The 20,160-nt window shown below is 49.3% G+C and carries 21 protein-coding genes; 3 read left to right on the top strand and 18 right to left on the bottom strand.

What is annotated here, in order from left to right; translation table 11 throughout:
• The first annotated feature begins 79 nt into the window (after positions 1 to 79).
• Positions 80 to 967, top strand: coding sequence for a helix-turn-helix domain-containing protein (locus A3848_RS03240; RefSeq protein ID WP_074083515.1), 888 nt, complete (start codon positions 80 to 82; stop codon positions 965 to 967).
• Positions 968 to 1,066: 99 nt separating this feature from the next.
• On the opposite strand, the gene A3848_RS03245 is transcribed toward A3848_RS03240, so the two are convergent.
• The 5 genes from A3848_RS03245 to A3848_RS03265 all read right to left on the bottom strand — a co-directional run bounded on the left by A3848_RS03245 (position 1,067) and on the right by A3848_RS03265 (position 6,155).
• The gene (locus A3848_RS03245) at positions 1,067 to 2,170 is read right to left on the bottom strand and encodes a Gfo/Idh/MocA family protein (RefSeq protein WP_074083516.1); all 1,104 of its coding nucleotides are present in this window, start codon (positions 2,168 to 2,170) and stop codon (positions 1,067 to 1,069) included.
• A gap of 18 nt (positions 2,171 to 2,188) precedes the next feature.
• On the bottom strand, positions 2,189 to 2,917 hold the full coding sequence (locus A3848_RS03250; RefSeq protein ID WP_074083666.1) for a ThuA domain-containing protein: 729 nt from the start codon (positions 2,915 to 2,917) through the stop codon (positions 2,189 to 2,191).
• Positions 2,918 to 2,956: 39 nt separating this feature from the next.
• Positions 2,957 to 4,117, bottom strand: coding sequence for a Gfo/Idh/MocA family protein (locus A3848_RS03255; RefSeq protein WP_074083517.1), 1,161 nt, complete (start codon positions 4,115 to 4,117; stop codon positions 2,957 to 2,959).
• Complete coding sequence (locus A3848_RS03260) at positions 4,114 to 5,166, bottom strand: LacI family DNA-binding transcriptional regulator (RefSeq protein ID WP_074083518.1); 1,053 nt, start codon at positions 5,164 to 5,166, stop codon at positions 4,114 to 4,116. The genes A3848_RS03255 and A3848_RS03260 overlap by 4 nt, the downstream gene beginning before the upstream one ends.
• Positions 5,167 to 5,288: 122 nt before the next feature.
• The gene (locus tag A3848_RS03265; RefSeq protein WP_074083519.1) at positions 5,289 to 6,155 is read right to left on the bottom strand and encodes a LysR family transcriptional regulator; all 867 of its coding nucleotides are present in this window, start codon (positions 6,153 to 6,155) and stop codon (positions 5,289 to 5,291) included.
• A gap of 129 nt (positions 6,156 to 6,284) precedes the next feature.
• On the opposite strand from A3848_RS03265, the gene A3848_RS03270 reads away from it, so the two are divergent.
• Positions 6,285 to 7,187, top strand: a complete 903-nt coding sequence (locus tag A3848_RS03270) for a DMT family transporter (RefSeq protein WP_074083667.1) — start codon at positions 6,285 to 6,287, stop codon at positions 7,185 to 7,187.
• An 89-nt stretch (positions 7,188 to 7,276) separates the two neighbouring features.
• Here A3848_RS03270 and A3848_RS03275 read toward each other — a convergent pair whose 3' ends face one another.
• From A3848_RS03275 to A3848_RS03335, 13 genes are all read right to left on the bottom strand, one after another.
• Complete coding sequence (locus A3848_RS03275; protein WP_074083520.1) at positions 7,277 to 8,776, bottom strand: DHA2 family efflux MFS transporter permease subunit; 1,500 nt, start codon at positions 8,774 to 8,776, stop codon at positions 7,277 to 7,279.
• Between the two features lie 34 nt (positions 8,777 to 8,810).
• Positions 8,811 to 9,425, bottom strand: a complete 615-nt coding sequence (locus tag A3848_RS03280; RefSeq protein WP_074083521.1) for a TetR/AcrR family transcriptional regulator — start codon at positions 9,423 to 9,425, stop codon at positions 8,811 to 8,813.
• Between the two features lie 173 nt (positions 9,426 to 9,598).
• The gene (locus A3848_RS03285; protein ID WP_074083522.1) at positions 9,599 to 10,372 is read right to left on the bottom strand and encodes a stalk domain-containing protein; all 774 of its coding nucleotides are present in this window, start codon (positions 10,370 to 10,372) and stop codon (positions 9,599 to 9,601) included.
• Positions 10,373 to 10,519: 147 nt separating this feature from the next.
• On the bottom strand, positions 10,520 to 11,317 hold the full coding sequence (locus A3848_RS03290; protein WP_218618990.1) for a M15 family metallopeptidase: 798 nt from the start codon (positions 11,315 to 11,317) through the stop codon (positions 10,520 to 10,522).
• Between the two features lie 191 nt (positions 11,318 to 11,508).
• Complete coding sequence (locus tag A3848_RS03295; protein WP_074083669.1) at positions 11,509 to 12,963, bottom strand: DHA2 family efflux MFS transporter permease subunit; 1,455 nt, start codon at positions 12,961 to 12,963, stop codon at positions 11,509 to 11,511.
• A 69-nt stretch (positions 12,964 to 13,032) separates the two neighbouring features.
• Entirely contained in the window at positions 13,033 to 13,602 is a 570-nt protein-coding gene (locus A3848_RS03300) for a TetR/AcrR family transcriptional regulator (RefSeq protein ID WP_074083523.1), read from the bottom strand.
• Between the two features lie 288 nt (positions 13,603 to 13,890).
• Complete coding sequence (locus A3848_RS03305; RefSeq protein ID WP_083606623.1) at positions 13,891 to 14,229, bottom strand: DUF6054 family protein; 339 nt, start codon at positions 14,227 to 14,229, stop codon at positions 13,891 to 13,893.
• Positions 14,230 to 14,273: 44 nt separating this feature from the next.
• Positions 14,274 to 14,810, bottom strand: coding sequence for a hypothetical protein (locus A3848_RS03310; protein WP_074083524.1), 537 nt, complete (start codon positions 14,808 to 14,810; stop codon positions 14,274 to 14,276).
• A 73-nt stretch (positions 14,811 to 14,883) separates the two neighbouring features.
• The gene (locus A3848_RS03315) at positions 14,884 to 15,867 is read right to left on the bottom strand and encodes an ROK family protein (RefSeq protein ID WP_074083525.1); all 984 of its coding nucleotides are present in this window, start codon (positions 15,865 to 15,867) and stop codon (positions 14,884 to 14,886) included.
• A 186-nt stretch (positions 15,868 to 16,053) separates the two neighbouring features.
• A complete protein-coding gene (locus tag A3848_RS03320) occupies positions 16,054 to 16,797 on the bottom strand; it encodes an ABC transporter permease (protein ID WP_178381901.1) in 744 nt (247 codons plus the stop codon).
• Between the two features lie 48 nt (positions 16,798 to 16,845).
• On the bottom strand, positions 16,846 to 17,640 hold the full coding sequence (locus tag A3848_RS03325) for an ABC transporter permease (protein WP_074083672.1): 795 nt from the start codon (positions 17,638 to 17,640) through the stop codon (positions 16,846 to 16,848).
• Positions 17,641 to 17,719: 79 nt separating this feature from the next.
• Entirely contained in the window at positions 17,720 to 18,775 is a 1,056-nt protein-coding gene (locus A3848_RS03330; protein WP_074083526.1) for an ABC transporter ATP-binding protein, read from the bottom strand.
• A 56-nt stretch (positions 18,776 to 18,831) separates the two neighbouring features.
• Positions 18,832 to 19,614, bottom strand: coding sequence for a GTP cyclohydrolase II (locus A3848_RS03335; RefSeq protein ID WP_074083527.1), 783 nt, complete (start codon positions 19,612 to 19,614; stop codon positions 18,832 to 18,834).
• Positions 19,615 to 19,802: 188 nt separating this feature from the next.
• On the opposite strand from A3848_RS03335, the gene catR reads away from it, so the two are divergent.
• Complete coding sequence (catR, locus tag A3848_RS03340) at positions 19,803 to 20,129, top strand: catDE operon transcriptional regulator CatR (protein ID WP_074083528.1); 327 nt, start codon at positions 19,803 to 19,805, stop codon at positions 20,127 to 20,129.
• Positions 20,130 to 20,160: the final 31 nt, after the last annotated feature.

Here is a 20,160-nt window from a genome sequence, read left to right on the forward strand (position 1 = left end):
AAGTATATAGCGCATCTGTAGCGAAATCTCTTCTTATCTTGTGCGAAAATAGCTGAATATTGTGGGAGTTGACGTGGCTGTGACTTATCCGAAGGAATTGAAGGAACATCCTCAGCTTGAAGAAAAGATCTACCCGTTCCGCGTGTTTTTCAATCAATACCGGGATGCCAAGGCAGAGCAGAACATTCTTTTTCTACATTGGCATGAGCATTTCGAGATTATTGTGATGCAGCAAGGCAGAGCAATCTTCCATATTGACAGTAAGCCTTATGAAGCCGGACCGGGTGATGTGATCCTCGTGCCTTCCGGCGGTCTTCATGTCGGCTACAGTTTGAGCAGAGGGGATATCGAATACGTGTCCATAGTGTTCCATAGTTCATTATTCAAAGACCGGAATCAGGATTCGCAGCATGAGTTATTTGTGGCCCCCTATTTGAATAATTTGTATCATTTCCCGGTCAAACCTGTAGAACAGAACCCGGTGTGCGGCACCTATTACCCCCTGCTGGCCTCCGTTATTCAAGAGGTTCAGGAGAAGGGGCCTGCTTTTCAATTGGTTGTCAAAAACCAGCTGCATCTGTTCTTCACCCTGCTCTCACGGACTTTCCCGCCCCGGCAGATGTTAGGCAGGTATCACAGTGAACGCCAATCCATTAACCAGGAACGCTTCAAACCGCTGCTGGAATATCTGGAACTGCATTATGACGAGAAAATATCGATTGAGTATGCTGCCAGATTCGTAAATCTCAATCCGTATCATTTCTGCAAAACCTTCAAAAAACTGACCGGACGCACCTTTGTCGAATATGTAAACCTCTGCCGGGTGAATGAGGCCGAACGGCTCCTGCTGGAAACAGACTACACGGTAACGGAAATTTCCGGAAAAGTCGGCTGTGATAATCCCAATTACTTCACAAAACTTTACAAGCAGTACAAGGGGCTTACCCCCTCAGCCGCGAGAAAATAGGGATTGCTGAGTCCACAGCTGTCATGTTTTTACGGATCAGTCTGTAGAAAAAAGCACCGTTCATAATCTGTGAACGGTGCCGTAAGAAGGCTATCGAAATTAATCAAGGGTATAGGGTTCAAGGCCCTGAGGCAGGGGTGCCGGACGAACACAGGTGCTCTCCATTTCATAGAACCGCTGCGAATCGGAGGAGTCGTGAAAAGCCCACATCGCTTCCAGCACATGGTAAGCCAACTCTCCACTGGCCCGGTGCGGGCGTCCACTGCGGATAGCATAAGCCATATCCGCCGGACCGATCCCCCGGGTATTCTGGTCGTAGCCCGGCAGGAGCGCCTGCTCACGCCATTCATTTTCACCTGTCTTACGGTATCTGACGATGCCCCCGAATGTGTTCGGATCCGGCACCTGAAGGGTTCCTTCCGTGCCGTAGATCTCAATCGGCGGCAAATCGCTGCCGCCAAACACATCAAAGCTGGTGATCATCGTAGCGATCGCGCCGCTGCTGAATTGCAGCGTTCCGGCGACATGCGTCGGGATATCGACCGGAATCTTTTGTCCCGCCTTCTTCTCGCTTGTGATGGTACGTTCCTCCAGTGCTTTCCCAGTCATTCCGGCTACTGTGCGGATAGGCCCCAGGAGCTGCACGAGTGCAGTTAAATAATACGGTCCCATATCGAACATAGGGCCACCACCCGCAGCATAATAGAATTCCGGGTCGGGATGCCAATGCTCATGCCCCCTGCCTAACATGAACGCTGTCGCCGCAACCGGGCGGCCAATCACTCCATCCTCAATCAGCTTAAGCGCCGTCTGAATTCCGGCACCGAGGAAGGTTTCCGGAGCGCTGCCAACCAGCAGCTCTTTAGTTTTTGCCACTTCCAGCACCTTAAGTCCTTCCTCTCTGGTAACCGTGAGCGGCTTCTCGGCATAGACATGCTTACCGGCCTCCAGCGCACGCAAGGTAATTGCAGCATGAGCAGCAGGGATAGTTAAATTAATTACGATTTCAATCTCAGGGTCTTCCAACAGCTGCTCAACAGTATAGACGAGGGGAATTCCATATTTAGCTGCCTGCTCTGCTGCTCTGTCCGGGTCCATATCCGCACAAGCAGCAAGATCCAGAATCTCGAACTTCTGACAATTCTCCATATAGATGCCGCTGATTTTGCCGCAGCCGATAATGCCAACCTTTACTTTATCCATGTCTTAATCGCTCCTACACTAGAATTGGCTGTCCGCCATGCCACTGTATCCGGCACCTGCCGTTTGCTCCAGATTCGCTGCTGCTTCGGTCTTGCCCTCTGCTGCCCACAGGAGTCCCCGGCGCATCAATTCTTTTACCGGGAGAAGCTCTACAATATCAGCATGGTGCCCAAGCGAATTGTAATAGACCCGTCCATGTCCCCAGCGCTTGGTCCAGACTACAGGCATATCTACGGCTTTGTTCGTTGCGTGTGGCCCTTGCACAACCGGAAATCTTGTTGTCGCCAGCACCTCCACCGCCGGATCAATATGCAGATAATACTGCTCGGAGGTGACTTCGAAATCCTTAATACCTGCTGTCAGCGGGCTGGAGCCTTGGCAGATCTCAACGGTATACTGGACGCCGTCATTGCCCGGATGGGCAACCCATTGCCCTCCCGTCATGAACTGCCAGTCTACATTGGTCCGGAAAGAGTCGCACATGCCGCCATGGCAGCCCGCAAGTCCAGTCCCATTCTGTACAGCAGCCGATACATTATTGACCAGCTCCTGCGCAATTTCTCCCATGGTCCAGACCGGTACGATCAAATCCAGCCCCAGCAGCTTCTCCTTATCAGCGAATGCTTCCAGCGTATCGGATACCTCGATCTCGAACTGTGCTTCACGCAAAATCTCCGCAAATATTCCGGCGACCTGCTCCGGCTCATGTCCATCCCAGCCGCCCCATACGATTAATGCTTTCTTCATCATTGTCACTCCTTCTCCTACATCAAAGTCACAGAATCATTACATCTCGGATAACTCTACCCAGCGCCGCTCCTGCACCGAACGTTCCACAGCTTCCAGCACCGCCTGGCATTTCACCCCGTCGTGAAAATTCGGCACGGGCTGACGGCCTTCAGCTGCTGCGGATGACAACTCCAGGATTTCATGAATGAAGGTATGCTCAAAACCTATTGTATGACCCGGCGGCCACCAGGCCTCAGCATAATCATGAGCCGGATCGGTGGCGAGAACCCGCCGGAAACCTTGCACATCCTCATCGTCAGAGGTCAGATATACTTCCAGCTCGTTCATCCGTTCGAAATCAAACTTCACACTCCCGAGACTGCCGTTAATTTCAAAAGAATTGGTCGAACGGTGACCTGCAGCAAAACGTGTGGCTTCAAAACTGCCCATGGCACCGTTTGCAAAACGCGCCAGAAACAGTGTGGCATCATCTACAGTTACAGGACCTCTAGGGCCGCCGGCACTTGCTTTTGCACTAAGACCCGTCATTTCTGCAGCCAAAGGGCGTTCCTTGATGAAGGTCTCACTCATCCCGATAACCTCTTTCAGGTCACCTACCAAATAATGAGCAAGATCAATCAGATGCGCTCCGAGATCGCCATGTGAACCGGAACCGGCAATCTCCTTCTGCAGCCTCCATACCAGCGGAAACTCGGGGTCCAGAATCCAGTCCTGCAGAAACCAGGCACGGAAATGATAGATTTGGCCCAGCCGTCCGCTCTCTACCAGCCGTTTGGCCAGCCGCACCGCCGGCGAGAACCGGTAGTTGAAACCCACCATATGCATAACCCCGGCATCCTCTGCCGCCTTCAGCATTTCGCGGGAATCCGCAAGAGTCAAGGCCAGAGGCTTCTCGCAAAAGACATGCTTGCCTGCTTTCACGGCAGCCAGTGCAATCTCTTTATGAGCATCACTGGGGGCGTTAATATCGATCCAATCGATATCGTCACGGCCTACCAGTTCTCTCCAATCCGTTACAGTCTCCTTCCAGCCCAGCTGGTCAGCGGCTTCCTTCAGTGCATCGGCATTCCGTCCGCATAACACAGACATCTCCGGCTTCAGTGCCTTCGGGAAGAACATCGGCAGACTGCGGTAAGCATTGCTATGGGCCTTGCCCATGAACTTGTATCCAATCATTCCAATGCGAAGCTGTTTCATTGAATCCCCCCTGTTCTTAATGATGAAGCACGAACCACAAGCTTGGCAGGAAGCTTCACGCGGATCATCTCATTCCCGGAATTCACTCCCCCGTTCTCCAGAAGCTCCAGGACCTTAGCCGCAGCGATTTCCCCCAGCTGATAAAAGGGTACCCGAACGCTGCTGAGTGCCGGAGTTGTAAGCTCTGCGGCATCCGAATCGTCATAACCGACAATCGCAGGCATCCGGTCCATGTTGACCCCCAGCTCATGAAGGCCTTGCTGAAGTCCAATGGCCATCCGGTCATTGGCTACCACCACCGCCTCGATATGCTTCAGTTGAGGCAATATGGCCTGCGCGGCTGCCATTCCGCTTCTGCGGCTGAAATTCCCTTCGAACATGAGCGAAGCATCTGCAGGAATCCCCTCTTCCTGAAGCGCCTGCATATACCCTTCCAGCCGGTCACGGCTGTTGGAATAAGCCTGCGGACCATTCAGGAAGGCTATACGGGTGAAGCCTTGACTAAGCAGATGCTTCACCGCCAGCTGGCAGCCTTCGACGTGGTCGGCATCCACCTCATGGAACGATTCCCCCGCAAAATGCTGGTTAATCATGCAGTAAGGATGCCCGTCCTTCTTCAGCTGCCGCAGTGCTTCAAGCTCTCCAGCCTCCTCTTTGGCCCCCAGCACTATACACGCATCTACCTTGCGCATCCGGAAGAGCCCGCAATAATCCAGCGGCTCATCGGCTTCCCGGAAGATCATCAGCAGATCATAGCCCTCTTCTCTTGCCCGGCTTCCAATTCCGCTTAGAATTTCAGAGAAATAGTACGCGGAGAACAACCGGGCTTTGGGCAGGTAAGGCATGACGACACCCAGATTTCCGCTGCGCTTGCGGGCAAAGCTGCGGGCAAGCGAGCTTGGGGTGTAACCAAGCTCCCGTGCGGCGGCAATCACACGCTCCTTGGTCTTTTCTTTGAGCGGACCGACATTGTTCAGTACACGGGAGACCGTTGCTTCTGAAACCCCGGCAAGCTCGGCAACCTCTTTGCGGCTTGCGATAGCAATCATCCTTTCTATAGCCTTTTGTCGAATGTACACGCGTACATTTTCTCATGAAGAACGGCTGGCGTCAATCACCAAAACCGTAATTCGATAAGATTCCATAAACTCAGATAACACCATCCAATATCTTATTCTAACCAGGACTGAACATGCTTCAAAAACCGCTTGGTCGCCGGAGAAGCATATTTCAGCGAATGAACGGCGATCCCTAGCGAACGGAAGCTTCGCTCTTCAAGCTCCAGCATGGCCACGTTATGGTTTTGGCGCTGAATGACCAGTTCTGGCAGAATGCTGATTCCTAGTCCGTTTTCCACCATGGCAATTATGGCATAATCATCTCCGGCCGAGAATTTGATATTCGGCTTAATAGCCGCCTTATCGAGCACCCGTCTGACATCGTAATCCGAACCCGCCTTCGGGATGATGAAATCCTCATGTGCGATCTGCGCAAGCGGCATATACGGCGCCCGGCTTAGGGGATGCTCCTTGGAGAGGACAGCCAGCATACGCTCCTGCTTGAGCGGAATGACCTCGAATTTCTCCCGGGTAGGCAGCGACAAAAAACCGCAATCGACCACTCCGGCTTCAATCCACTGCTCAATTTCCAGATAACCGCCTTCCATGAGCTTAAACTCAATATAGGGATACTCCTTGCGGAATTGCTTGATCATTCCCGGCAGCCAGTGTACAGAAACGCTGGTGAAGGTACCAATGGTGATGGTTCCAGTCTCCAGCCCGTGGATGTCGGCAACCTGCTGCTTCAGTTGCTCGTTCCATTTCATCATTTCACGGATCGGCTGAATCACCTGTTCGCCGTTGATCGTTAGTTTGACTCCTGAACGGTTCCGGACCAGCAGAGTGAAGCCAAATTCCGTCTCCAGGCTGGAGATCGTATGACTGATGCCTGATTGGGTGAAGCCCATCACCTCTGCGGCCCGGGTCAGACTGCCCAGCTCCACGACTTTGAGGAATACTTCATACTTACTAATGCTCAATGCTCGCCACCTCCGGATTTACATTAGTAATACTCATGTATTCTATGATAAACATTCAGTTAACTTATGTATTTCACCATATTATACTATAGGAGTTCGCCACTTGAAATGATGAAGGATGATGACAGAATGAAGCCGCTGAAGGCTGAGTTAATGCTCTTTATAGTAACCATGTTCTGGGGCTCGTCCTATATGTTCATGAAGATGGGGCTAGGTTCGCTCGGGGAATTCAATCTGATTGCATTGCGCTTCGGACTTGCCTTTATCCTGGCAGCCACCCTGTTTCACAAACGCCTTAGAACTGTAGATGTACGGACCCTGAAGTATGGAGCATTGCTCGGATTTTTACTGCTGGGTGTATTCACCTGCATCACCTTTGGCTTGAAGACTACGACCACCTCGAATGCCGGATTTCTAGTGGCGTTGACTGTTATTTTTGTGCCGATGATCGATGTGCTCATATTTCGAAAAAAAGTCGCCCCCCCTCAAGTTATCGGAGCGGTTCTGGCCATAACCGGTATCGGGCTTCTCACCTTGAATTCTTCCCTGCACATGCAGCCGGGTGATCTGTTATGCATTCTGTCCGCTGTATTCTACGCCGTACAGATTCTGGTAACATCCAAAGCGGTTAAAGCCTGTGACAGTCTATCTATCGGCATTCTTCAACTCGGTTTCGCCGGAGGCTTTGCGCTGGTTTTGTCGTTCTTGTTCGAGACACCGGCTTTGCCCTCTTCACTGCCCGGGTGGATCGCAATCCTGGCACTTGGCATTTTCTGCAGCGCCTGCGGCTTTATCCTGCAACCCGTGGCCCAAAAATACACAACACCTACCCGTACCGGATTGATCTTCTCTATGGAGCCAGTTTTCGCTGCCCTGTTCGGTTATTGGTTTGCCGGCGAGCAGCTGTCGATGCAGGGTTACACCGGTGCGGCTCTGGTGCTTCTGGGAATCGTAACCTCCGAGCTCCTCAGCAAAGCACACTTTGCTCCTGTCACCTACAAGCTGCATAAGAAACGGCGGGTCAATTTATAGAACAATCTAAAGTAACAGCAAAAAGCCGCTCAGCGAAAAGCTGCAGCGGCTTTTGATACTACCCACTAACGAATTTCGATCATATACGTTTAGTGTCCCATCATCATTGCTGGATCAGCAGCAGCTTCAGCATCCGGTGAGGCCGGAGTCGCAGCTACCTTTGGTTTGCGGAGAATCAGGCTGATCACCACACCTGCCACAGCGATGCAGGCGGAGAAGAAGAACACATCATTGAATCCGAGAACCATGGTGGCCAGCGGGTTAGTGCCTGCGGCCATTTTCCCCATATGAACTGCAATTTGACTGGTCAGGTAACCGGTCATACCGGCAACGGCAAAGGATACCACAACCTGCTGGGCAGCGGCGGTAAGCGGCGTTACCCGGTTCACCCATTCACGCGGTGCCGAGTTCAGCACATGTGTGTTGACTGGCATCATCGAGAGACCCATGCCAAGCCCCATCATCGCCAGGGTAGACATAATAAACGGCAGCCCGGTATCCACTGTCACACCCGACAGCATGAAGAGTGCGGTTGAAATAATACTCAGACCGACAAATACCAGTGGACGTGCACCAATTTTGTCAAACAGGCGTCCGCCCAGCGGCATTCCGATTCCGGAAGCAAGTGCCTGCGGCAGCAGGATCAAACCGGTTTCCAGTGGAGTATAATTCCGGATCTGCTGCAGATACAATGGCACGAACAGCATGGAGCCGAATAATGCAGCCTGTGTCACCCAGCTGAGAATAATCCCCCGCGTGAAGTCAGATGACCGGAATACACGCAGCTCAAGCAATGGATGCTTATGAAGCAATTCTACGATGATAAACAGTACGAGCGCTACTCCACCCACGCTCAAACCTAGAATGGCACCGGTTGAGGACCAGCTTTCGCCGCCGCCTTGGTTCACACCATAAGCCAGCATAGAGAAGGCTATTGGAGCCAGAATAATTCCCAGAATGTCGAGATGGGCTCTACCCTTCTTTTCTGTTTTGGGCAAATATTTAATGCCAAGAATAATCCCTACAATTCCGATTGGCAAGTTGATCAGGAAGATCCAGTGCCAGCTCACATATTCCACCAGCCAACCGGACAATATTGGACCAAGCGCAGGAGCCAGCAGCATCGGAATGCCCAGGAGCCCCATGATCGAGCCCCTCCGTTCAGGCGGAGCCAGTCTGAAGACCATCGCCATTCCAATTGGAGCAACCATCCCGCCACCCAAGCCTTGAATGACCCGGAAGAGCACCAACTGCTCTGAAGTCTGTGCGATGGAGCACAACATGGAGCCCAGTACGAACATGGCGACCGTTGACACAAATACCTGCTTCGACCCGAAACGGTCCGTCATATACCCGGCAAGCGGGATTACAGCCGCCAAGGCAAGTGTATATCCCGTAATTGCCCATTGTACGGTTTTGAGGTCTGTATTGAAATATTCTACCAGCTTAGGCACCGCTACATTGACTACTGTACCATCGAGGATAACCATTATCATCCCTACGATTATGGCCAGCAGCGGCGGCAGTATGGCTTTCAGTGAGAAGGGCTGTTCCGCAGGAGCACCTTTCGCATTCATTGTATTTGACATTCTTTTCTCCACTCATTTCTCTAGTTGGATAGGTTTAATGAAAATAACGGTCGAATAACGCGTCGATCTGCTCCTCTATGGGCGGAGGATTAAAGACCGGCATGAAATCCGCTTTGTTCTCGGGCAGGCTGGAAACCATAATTATTGGAAAAACTACTGCTCCGTATATCTGAAGCTGCATCAACATCAGCTTATTTTTGTCCTCTTCACCGGTGATTTCCTGAATAGCCTGCAAGATCTTTTCCAGGCGCATCATTTTGCAATAACGAGAGTATTCATCCAGTGAACCCATAATGTGGTGCCTCTGATCAAGCATTTGTCTGGCCATTCCAGGATAGCGTTTAAGTTCATCAATATATCGGGCAAAAAATAACTTGAGGCGCTCTCTTGGGGGCAACGTGTCGTCCTCCAGCACTTTAAAGGCGTCATCAAAGGTAGAGAGCAGCATTCGAACCGCATCTGCCAGAAGTTTCTCCTTGGAGCCGTAATGATAGTTGACAAGGGCCAGATTCGTCTCTGCTTTGGCGGCTATATTGCGCATGGTGGCACAACTGAATCCTTCACCACGGATCAAATCCACAGTTGCCTGAAGAATCGTCTGTTTCGTATCCTTATCTGAAGGTTCTGCAATGTTGTTGTTTCTAGTCATAGCTTTGGCTGTATGCTCCTTCCCTATCCCCTTATCCGATCATTGTTTTAAACACTGTTTAACAAGAACTAAATTTACTCCCTAAAGGCTCTCCTGTCAATAGCTTTTTGAAATAAAAAAAAGGCGATCATCCTTTGACATAGGATCAGATCGCCTTCTTATTCATATTCGAGTTACTTAACTGGAAGAGTTGCAGCCTCATTCGCAGCCAGTGGTGCCAAAGTCAGCCCGGTAATCTTTCCTTTTGTGTCCACTGTTAAAGTTAATATGGCTTCAGACTTCGAGAAGAGGAGTACGCTCTGGATGGTCATCACCCCATCAGCCCGGCGGCTATCCGTTGTTTTTATTCCAAAATAATTGCCGGATGAAACCGCAACCGCTTCCCAGCTTTGCTGGATCGCAGGTAAGAATGCCTGTTGTGCAGCCGTACTGCTCAGGTAACGTTCCTGAAGCTCCTGATATTTGCCTGCAGCCAATAGTCCGGTTACCGCTCCTGCAGCAACCTCTGGTGCATATATTTCGGCTTGTCCAGAGCTGTCGTCATAAGCCGCAATAAGCCCGATAGCATTAAAAAAAGACAACGGGACATAGATCCGTTTCTGTCTGACCTCAATACGTTCTTGAAATGAGACCTTGTCTTTGCCGTTAAGTATGACCTCATCGCCGCTTAGCTTGAAGTCAACGGTTTCTTTGACACGCGTTAACTGGACTTGTCCGGTGCTGCCTTTATACGTCGTTTGATATTTGAGAACTTCAGCTGTTTCCCGGAGTGGAATCATAATGGCTGATCCGCTCTTGTATGCATTTGACTCCTCCAGTTGTAGTAACTGTCCGTTCAGAATGACCTTAATCGGTTCTGCGGCTTGTGCGCGCTGGGGCACGAATAACCCTAACCCGCCTGCAAATAACAGAATACTGAGGGTTACGGCTGCGATTTTGGTCTTCACATCGATTCCACCTCTCCTGTATTAGATTGATTACGTTTGCAAGCTGCAGGAATAGACCTTACATTAAACATTACCCAAAAGGTTTGATTTTATAACCCTTCCGAATTCAGTGGCAGTATAAAACTTTTTTATTGTGACCTCACCGGGTTACTCTACATCAAAGTTGAAGTACTTGGATGGAAAAGGCTCCTTGACCAGAGTGAAATGCCACCACTCTTTGCTGTAAGGCTTGAACCCGTGTTTAGTCATAGCATCCTTCAGGATTTTACGGTTGGTATGCTGTGTCTTGCTGATGAGCGAAGTATTGTAATAAGAAATCTCGCCAAAAAAATCATACGGGCTGCCCATATCCACCAGAATGCCCGTTTTGGCATATGCCAGTGTCAAATCAATCGTTCCGCCTCTGGTATGGCCTGACTTTTTGGCGATAAAGCCCAGCTTAAACAGGTTGCGCTTGTCCAATTTAGGATAATACTGCTCCTTCATCTTGATGTCAGCTGCATCCTTTGACCATGAGACAAAATCATCCACTGCTTTTTGTGGACGGTAGGCATCATATATTCTTAAGATATACCCCTTGCGGGCCAGGTCGTCACTGACAGCCTTTAATGCTTTGGACCCCACTTGTGAAAAGATCGCCAGCGGCGCCTTGTATCCGTCAACACGTGATCCCGTAAAATTGTTCTCACTGAAATAGCGTATTTCATATTGCGCAGCAGGGATCATCTCATCCAGGTATACAAATCCTTCAGGCAGACTGTTTTTTTTCAGAACTTTAATCTGTTGGGATGCAGAAGCGCCTACCTTCTGTTCCGGTTCCTCCGTAACCGTAGCGGCAACAGGATTTTTTTGAAGTATGAGCACAGCACTCAAGATGGCTGTGAGTATAAGGGGAAGAATAAGGGCCTTCGTACTGCGTTTGAGCATTTCCTGGGTGGCTCTCATATCCCACACCCCTTTCTTCGATTGCTTTGCCTAAATCAGTTCCGGTTTCAATAGCCGACTAAATATCCATCTTATTACTAAAAATTATATTTATCCCGCTTTACTGTGTCCAGTATTTTCTATGAATGCAAAAAAGACACACCCGTTTGACGGATGTGTCTTTTAACAATGATTCCTATACACTTAGAGTATTAATGCATTGAAACCTGTGCTTTATGCTGTACAATGACACGTTTGAGGAAGAATGCAATCACCAGACCGATAATGGCCATAGCCATTCCAAACACAAAGGCATTCTGTACGCCTTGGGTAAAGGCCGGCAGCACATTGGCCGGATCGGCAGGATTGCTTGCAGATTCCATATAGCTCTTCGTCCCTGCTGTCATGATACTGACCGCCAGTGCAGTACCAATGGCTCCGGCTACCTGCTGCAAAGTATTCATGATGGCAGTACCATCTGGGTACAGTTCCATAGGCAACTGATTGATGCCATTGGTCTGTGCAGGCATGAAGATCATTGATACGCCTACCATTAGTGCGCTATGCAGTACGATGACGAACACCACGGTCGAAGTAGCTGTGATACTGGAGAAGAACCACAGCGATACCGCTACAATAACCAGGCCAGGAATAACCAGCCATTTCGGTCCATATTTGTCGAACAACCTTCCCATAATCGGGGACATCAGACCGTTGATAATTCCACCGGGAAGAAGCAGTAAGCCAGCTTTGAAGGCCGAGTATCCTTGTCCCTGCTGGAGGTACATCGGAAGAATCAGCATGGAGGACAGGATGACCATCATGCAGATGAAGACCATCAGTACGCCAACCACAAACATCGGGAACTTGAACGCCCGAAGATTGATCATAGGCTGCTTCATCGTGATTTGGCGGATCACAAACAGAACAAGTGCCGCGACACCAACTGCTATAGCAATAATTACTTTTGGACTTCCCCAGCCTTCGGCTTCACCGGCGCTGCTGAATCCAAATACGATTCCGCCAAACCCCAGAGAAGAAAGCACAATGGACAGCACATCAATCTTTGGCTTGGTAACCTTGGTAACGTTCTGCATAAACAGTATTCCGCAGATCAGTGCAATCACAAGGAACGGCAGTGACAGCCAGAAGATCCAGTGCCAGCTCAGGCTCTCAATCAACAGCCCGGCAATCGTAGGCCCGATCGCTGGAGCGACCATGATAACAAGCCCTATGAGTCCCATTGCAGCCCCTCTTTTTTCAGCGGGGATAATGACCAGGATGGTGTTGAACATCAATGGCAGGAGCAATGCGGTCCCCATCGCCTGAACTACACGGGCCGTAAGCAGAAACTCGAAATTCGGTGACATCGCAGCCAGAAAGGTCCCCAGAATCGAAAAGCATAATGCAGCAACGAATAATTGTCTTGTTGAGAACCATTGCAGCAGCAACCCGGATATCGGTACAAGAATACCCAATGTCAGCAGATACGCTGTAGTCAGCCACTGTGCCGTCGTCGGTGTAATCTCAAGTACTTTCATGAGATCACTTAACGCCACATTGAGCGCAGTCTCGCTGAACATGCCGATAAATCCGGCAAGCAGCAAGGAGATCAGAATCGGTAAAACCCTGAATTTTGTTTCTTCGGTTTGTTTCTTTCCAGTCATGGTAGCTTCCACTCTGTGATCCTCCTGATCATACATAATTTTCTCTCTATTTGTTCTATTTCTACTTGCCTAACCCAGCAATACGGGAACCAACCTGGAGGCGGCGAGAAGCGGCCCTGTACTCCGGCAGGTCAAAGTCTGCAGCAGCGCTCCCTCAAACAACGAGACCACCACTGAAGCCTTATCGGCTGCAAGCTGAGTATCAGTTCCCTCTTCAAGTAAACGCTGCAGAATGACATCCTGCCAATCCATGAATACAGTCTGACATGCTGTTCTAAGCTCCTCGCTAATACAGGAGGTTTCTACAGCTACCCAGAAACTGAAGGGTACCATTCCTTTAAAATCAGACTCTTCAGCGTCACTGACCATCTGATGAAGGAATTCCTGAACCGCCTCAATAACAGTTATTTCCTTCTCCACATACTGTCTCAGCTGTCTTACAACGATCTCACTCGTTTTGTTGATACAGGTTAAGGCCAGTTCCTCTTTACCGTGGGGGAAATAATAGTAAAGAGATCCCTTGGGCGAGTCGCTGTCCTTGATAATCTGACTTAACCCCGTAGCATGATAGCCTTGTGTGAAAAATAGTCTTGAAGCGGTATCCACAATCGCTTCACGCGCATTAGGCTTGTTTGACAAGCGGGACACTTCCTTTGTTTTTATAACAATCGGTCTACATAATAAAACCATAAATTCAAGTGATGTGTCAACATTAATTATTAAAATTTTATTTTTCCTTCTTTTCATTGCTGTGCACAAAAGTAGTTCAGTTATAATATAATTATTCCAATGCGATAGGTGTGATTTGAGTGAGTGAGAGTACTGTATTGGAGGGCATTCTACGCATTGCTTCATCCACTATCAATAGAGAATGTACACCTACAGACGTGAACAAGGAAACGTTCAATAAACGGGATTAACCCAGATTCATTCCAGAATATAAGCAGATAATACCTTCTCTACGGAGGAGGCAAAGCTTTTGCCTGCCCCCCAATCCATCTTCATGATTATGCCTTTCGAAGCTCCTGCCGCGATGAGCCGTATATTCGTCACTCCATGGAGATTATCGGATATAACGATCAGCGCGGCCTGATTGCCTGAACGGAAGAAATAACGCTCATATACCAGCGTTCCAATCGAATAACCATTCCCCACCTCGTTATACTCTTCATGTAGCAGCTCTGAACCTGCGGGCATGCCCTCCTTCACCATAATCAGTGCTTCCACAGGCTGCAGACTTACATTAAAGCTGTAAACGTCCGACAAGAAAACCGCCTCCTTTAGTGATCCGATGAATTAGTTCCACGCTCCTACTCCTTCTTTTCTTCTCCGGCAATGTCCCAGCGATGCCGGAACTTTTCCAGACGCGGATGAACATAATCGGGAGCCGCTGACAGAATCAGCCTCAGCTTCACAATCCACTCCTCAAAAGAGGAATACGAAGCAAATTGATTAGCCGTTTCAGGAGTCATATAGAGAAAATAAGGCGAAGGATACACTTCGCTGATGTGCCGCAGCGCTGAGTCGAGCGGCGTATACTTCTTCCGCTTGCCTTCAAGACTCTCAACGGTAACAAGTGAGCGGCCTTGCTCTCTTTTCCATTCATGCAGACGGTCTTCCCGTTTGTAAAAAGCCTTCACGGGCTCCTTGCTCATCCGTCTTACCGTTTCTTCGTGTAGCGGGTACAGCACCAGCTTGGTAAACTTGCGTTCGGTTGCGGTATGGGCAGCCTGCTCCAGCTCCTGATCCGAAATATGCTCAAACGAATCATAAAACACCAGGGTTCCCTTGCGTTCCGCAGCCGGTGGCTCATAGCCAAAAGGCACGTTCTGTATCTCTCTTTTCATCTTTGGCCTCCTGCTTATCGTATTCTATCTATAGCATAGCATGCTACAGCAGCAGATACATCATTCAAGGGCTTCATATAACAGCTTCTATTCCCTTCAGCCTGCGGTAAGCATATGCCGCAGCGCCAAGCGTGCCCGCACGGCTTCCCAGCTCAGCCTGAACAATGCTGCACTTGCTGCCGGACAGCTTCAGGGCGTGCTCCTTTACCGTCTCACGGACACTGCGCAGCAGGCGTTCCCCGGCCGCAGACATCCCGCCTCCAATAATGACCGCTTCCGGATTCAGCAGATTTATTACGTTAGATAGTCCAAAACCAAGTAAAACCCCGGTCTCATGCATGACCTCCACCGCCAAAGCATCCTCCAGATCATAGGCATCTGAAATCATAAGCGCGGTTATCCGTTCATTGTCTCCACCTGTCCAGGTTTGGATGAAACTTGTTCTTCCTTCCGCCAGCTTCTCTTTGAACGTATTCACCATACCGACTGCCGATACGTATCTGCCGAGGCAACCAGAGCTCCCGCAACGGCAGGGACGGCCTTGCCTGAACATGTTCATATGGCCGATTTCCCCTGCACTGAATGTCGTGCCGTACACAACCTTACCGTCGCTAACAATTCCTGAACCGAGTCCCGTTCCCAGAGTCAGCAGGATGATGTTCCTGTATCCCCTTGCTGCTCCATACTGCCATTCCCCATACAGATTCATCCTGACATCATTATCAATAAACACTGGGAAATCGTAAAACGGCTTCATTTCATTCACAATATGTACGTGTTCCCAGCCCGGAAAGTTGGGAGAAAATAGGGACAAACCCACTTCAGGATCTAGCAGTCCGGGAATCCCCATTCCCATGCAGGCAATACTCTGAAGACCAATCCCGGTGTCTTCGTTCAACTGCTGTACAGCCAGCCGGATACGTTTGAGCACATGTGCTGGTCCTTCAGCAGCTTCTGTGGGGATGGATATTTCTCTAATTGCCGCGAATCCGGCATCATATAGCGCTGCTTTCATATTGGTTCCGCCTAAATCTACACCAATAGCATACGTTTTCATTTTTCCACTCCTCAAGAATCCATATCTCTGTGTTCATTATGAGGATACGCAGTACAAGTGAAAAGAGATTTATATAACATCTTATATTAATTTTTGAACTTCTGGCGGAAGCTTTAGAGGACAAAGAAAAAACAGACCGGCAATGAACACCAGTCTGTCCTAAACTCTATTGGAAGGAAGCTTGACCTATGACCCGGCTCCCTTATACTTTTTGACACCATAATTCCAGGACAAAAGCCCAATCCCCAGGAATACCGCACCCACCACCGGAGTAAGCAGTGCCATACCCTGCATCTCCTCACGGTGCAGAAACAGTGCCGCCGGGTACACTCCGACAAAAGCAAACGGAATAATCCAAGTAAGCAGTACCTGAATTGCGCGATTGTAGATCGTAACCGGATAACGGCCATAGGTCTGGATATTGTACATCAGCGGCAGAATGCCGGTTGGAGCATCGGAATAAAACGACAATGAGGTTAAGGTCGTATATATCCCGGTATAGATGGCAACCGCACTAAGCGTAAGCACAATAATCATGGGTAGGGTCCACCATTCAAAGGGCAGACCGAGATTACTGCCGCTGATCCCCATAATGATCAATCCGATAAAAGACCCCACCAATGCCGGAGGGTCCACATTCTCCAGGAAAATCTGGAACAAGTTATGCGCCGGACGGGTCAGGATACGGTCCATTTCACCTTTGACGATATAGCGCTCGCTAAACCCCCACATATTCACAAAGCAGCTGAAGACGCCAAAAGGCACCATAAAGAAACCGTATACGAACACCACTTCATTCTGGCTCCAACCACCCAGACTATTGGTATGCATGAAGATGACCAGAATGAAAATAAAGTTGGTCGCTTGAAACAGCAGATCAGACACCACTTCCACCCAGAAATCGGCGCGGTAAGTCAGACGTGTCTTCATATAGTTTTTGATATATTCCACTAATAAGTCCAAGTAATACAACTTCACTCACCCCCCCTGCACGAACAGCCGCTGACGCGACGCGTGATATAGCCAGACAATTGGAATCAGCAGTACTACGAACCAGATGACCTGGATACCCAGCACATTCCAAATGCCCACCCCGTGCACCCGTCCGGTAAATACGGAACCCGGCAGGTAAGTGATGGCTTGAAAGGGCAGAACTTTAAGGATGGAAGATAACCAGTCCGGAAACAGGGTGATCGGAACGATCAAGCCGGAAAAAAGGTCGACCACGACACGCTTCATCCGCATCATACCCTCATTATTCTCGACGAAGAACGCCGATAAGCCCGTTATAATATTGATCTGTGAACTGATCAGGAAGCTGAAAAAGAGCATGACCAGAAATCCGGCCCAAGCTGAAGGTTCTGTCGGTAAATGCACCGGAAACAGCAGAATAGCAATCACCATACCCGGGATCATCAACATCATAAAGCGGAACATGCCTTCGCCAAGCCCCTGCATCATCTTGACCAGCACGTAGTTATACGGCCTGATGAACTGGATTGCGATGCTTCCGTCCCTGATATCTGTGGAAATCTCCCGGTCCAGGTTGTTAAAATAAAACGCCCTAGCCATCCAGGAAACCGCAACATACGTCGTCATCTGGGCACCTGTAAACCCGCCCAAGGATTCCCCGTCCCCATAAATTGCCTTCCAGGTAAAATAGTTCACACCTATATTCAGCGTATAGATCAGAATACCGGAATAATAATTAATACGGTAAGCGAGCATAGTCAGAAACCGGATGCGGATGAAATCGAAATAAGCACCCAGCAGCAGCCTCCATCCTGTTTCCTTAGGTCCGTCTGCGGAAGAACCTCCAGATGATGAATTGGCTGCAGCGGCTTTAAGCTGATCAGACATGGATGACCTCTTTCTCATCCTTAAGCGCAAGAATCTTCTCTTCCGGTTTCTCGGCCGAACCTGATTGATAAATGCTGCGGACGATATCATCCGTATTGGTCTCAATGATTTTGATGTCGGTAATGTCTGCTTGACCCACAACTCGTCCTAGCACATCCGAAACGTTCAGCTCCAGCGGAATCCAAACCTTGGCACCCAGATCATTCTCAGATGTCCAGGTAACCGGCATTTCTTCTGTCCACTGCATAAGCTGCTCAAGTTTAGTTGGAGCCCCGAATTGGAACTGCACCTCACGCCCTGTACCCCAGCGTTGCTTCAGATCCTCCAGGCCCCCATCATAAATGATGCGTCCATCGTCCAGCATAATCACCCGAGAACAGAGCGCTTCAATATCCTGAAGATCATGAGTGGTCAGCAGGATAGTTGTTCCATGCTCGCGGTTCATATCCTTCAAGAACTGGCGGATTTCCGACTTGACCACAATATCCAGTCCAATTGTAGGTTCATCCAGGAACAATATGGACGGATTATGCAGGAGTGCCGCAACCAGCTCACAACGCATCCGCTGCCCCAAACTGAGTTTGCGGACCGGACGGTTCAGCAAATCCTGCAGCTCCAGCCGTTCAACCAGCTCATCCAGCCGTTTCTTAAAATCCAGTTCGGGTACACGATATACCTTGCGGAGCAGCTGGAAGGATTCAATCACACCGATATCCCACCACAATTGGCTGCGCTGTCCGAACACAACACCGATATTCCGCACAAATTTCTCACGTTCCTCATAGGGTATATAGCCTCCCACAGAAAGACTGCCCGAGGTTGGAACCAGAATGCCGGTGAGCATCTTGATCGTCGTGGATTTACCCGCACCATTCTCGCCAATATAGCCGCAAATCTCGCCTTGGGGAATGGAGAAGGAGATATCCTTTACAGCTGTAACCTCGGAATATTCCCGTTTAAACAAATCAGCGAAGGCCCCTTTGAGGCCCTCGCGGTTTTTTTGGACTTTGAAGGTTTTGCGCAAGTCCTGCACTTGAATGGCATTCATATTGTACCTCACTAATCTAAGTATTAGGTTCAGTACCCCATTATAACATCTCTGAATTATTTGGCTACTCGTCCATCAAAAAAATCAGCGTTCGGTACCGCCTCCAGATGGCCGGAACGGGCCACTTTCGTGCGCAAGTATTTCTCATTGAATACGGATACGTCGCCCCATAATGGGATTCGCTTCCCGGTGTTCATCCCGGCTGCCTTGAGGGCTTCCATCTTCTTGGGATTGTTCGTAATCAGAGTAACCGGTTTGCTGCGCAAATGCTGCAAGACGCTGATCGCATCTCTGTAGTCTCTGGAATCATCGGCAAAGCCCAGCTCCAGATTGGCTTCTACAGTATCATATCCTTCTTCCTGGAGAATATATGCCATAGCCTTGCTGAACAGCCCGATCCCTCTTCCTTCATGATTAGCCAGGTAGAACAAGGCCCCTGATCCGTGCTGTGCAATCATCTTCATCGACTGGCGGAGCTGGAAACCGCAATCGCAGCGTTTGCTGCCAAAGATGTCACCCGTATGGCAAATGCTGTGCATCCGGATCAGCGCTTCATCTGAATCCTCAAAATCTCCGTACACCAGCACGCTCGACTGCTGCCCTTCAGCCAGATTCATGGAGGACAGCCGGGAGATCAGCAGTTCCGTTGCTTCTTTGCTGTCACCACCCTGCAATTCCTCGTCCGTGGCTTTCAACCAGCTGTACCATTTGAATGTGACAGTTTCCCCGTCCAGATTCACTGGCAGAGTAATAGGACCAACGAGTATATTAGTGGAATCATCCATGGTAATCCGCTTTATTTTATTTTGTAATATAGATACGATATCTGGTTTGATCATCATTGCACCATCCTAAACATATAGTGTGAATTTTAATATTCCAACTTTATTCCAACCATTTAAGTCGAGTAACTATTTGTAAGTTAGTTTATCATTGTAATATAACTTCGTCAAGTTATAATATATATATAAATATTAATGATTACTTATTGTAAGTTTATGATATAATGAATGCGGAGGTGATCGATATGAACGATTTCGAAATGTGTCCGCGCTTTGAAAAAGCGGTAGATATGCTTAGCAAACGCTGGGTTGCGCTTATAGTATTCGTACTTATGAAAGGTCCCCGCCGTTTTGGTGAAATTGAGAGCTGTCTGTCCAATCTTAGCGGCAAGGTATTATCCGACCGTTTAAAGGAAATGGAGAACGAGGGCATCATCCAGCGCACAGTATATCCTGAAATGCCTGTACGGATTGAATACTCTCTGACCAGCAAAGGAATTGCACTGGCACCCATCCTTGGTGAAATTGGCAACTGGTCCACCGATTGGATCGAGATCGGTGCAAACAAATGACGTCCGGTCTGCATCCAAAATAGCGCCTTGC

Origin of the sequence: Paenibacillus sp. P32E, assembly GCF_001909085.1 — a bacterium.
Taxonomy (GTDB): Bacteria; Bacillota; Bacilli; order Paenibacillales; family Paenibacillaceae; genus Paenibacillus_AQ; species Paenibacillus_AQ helianthi.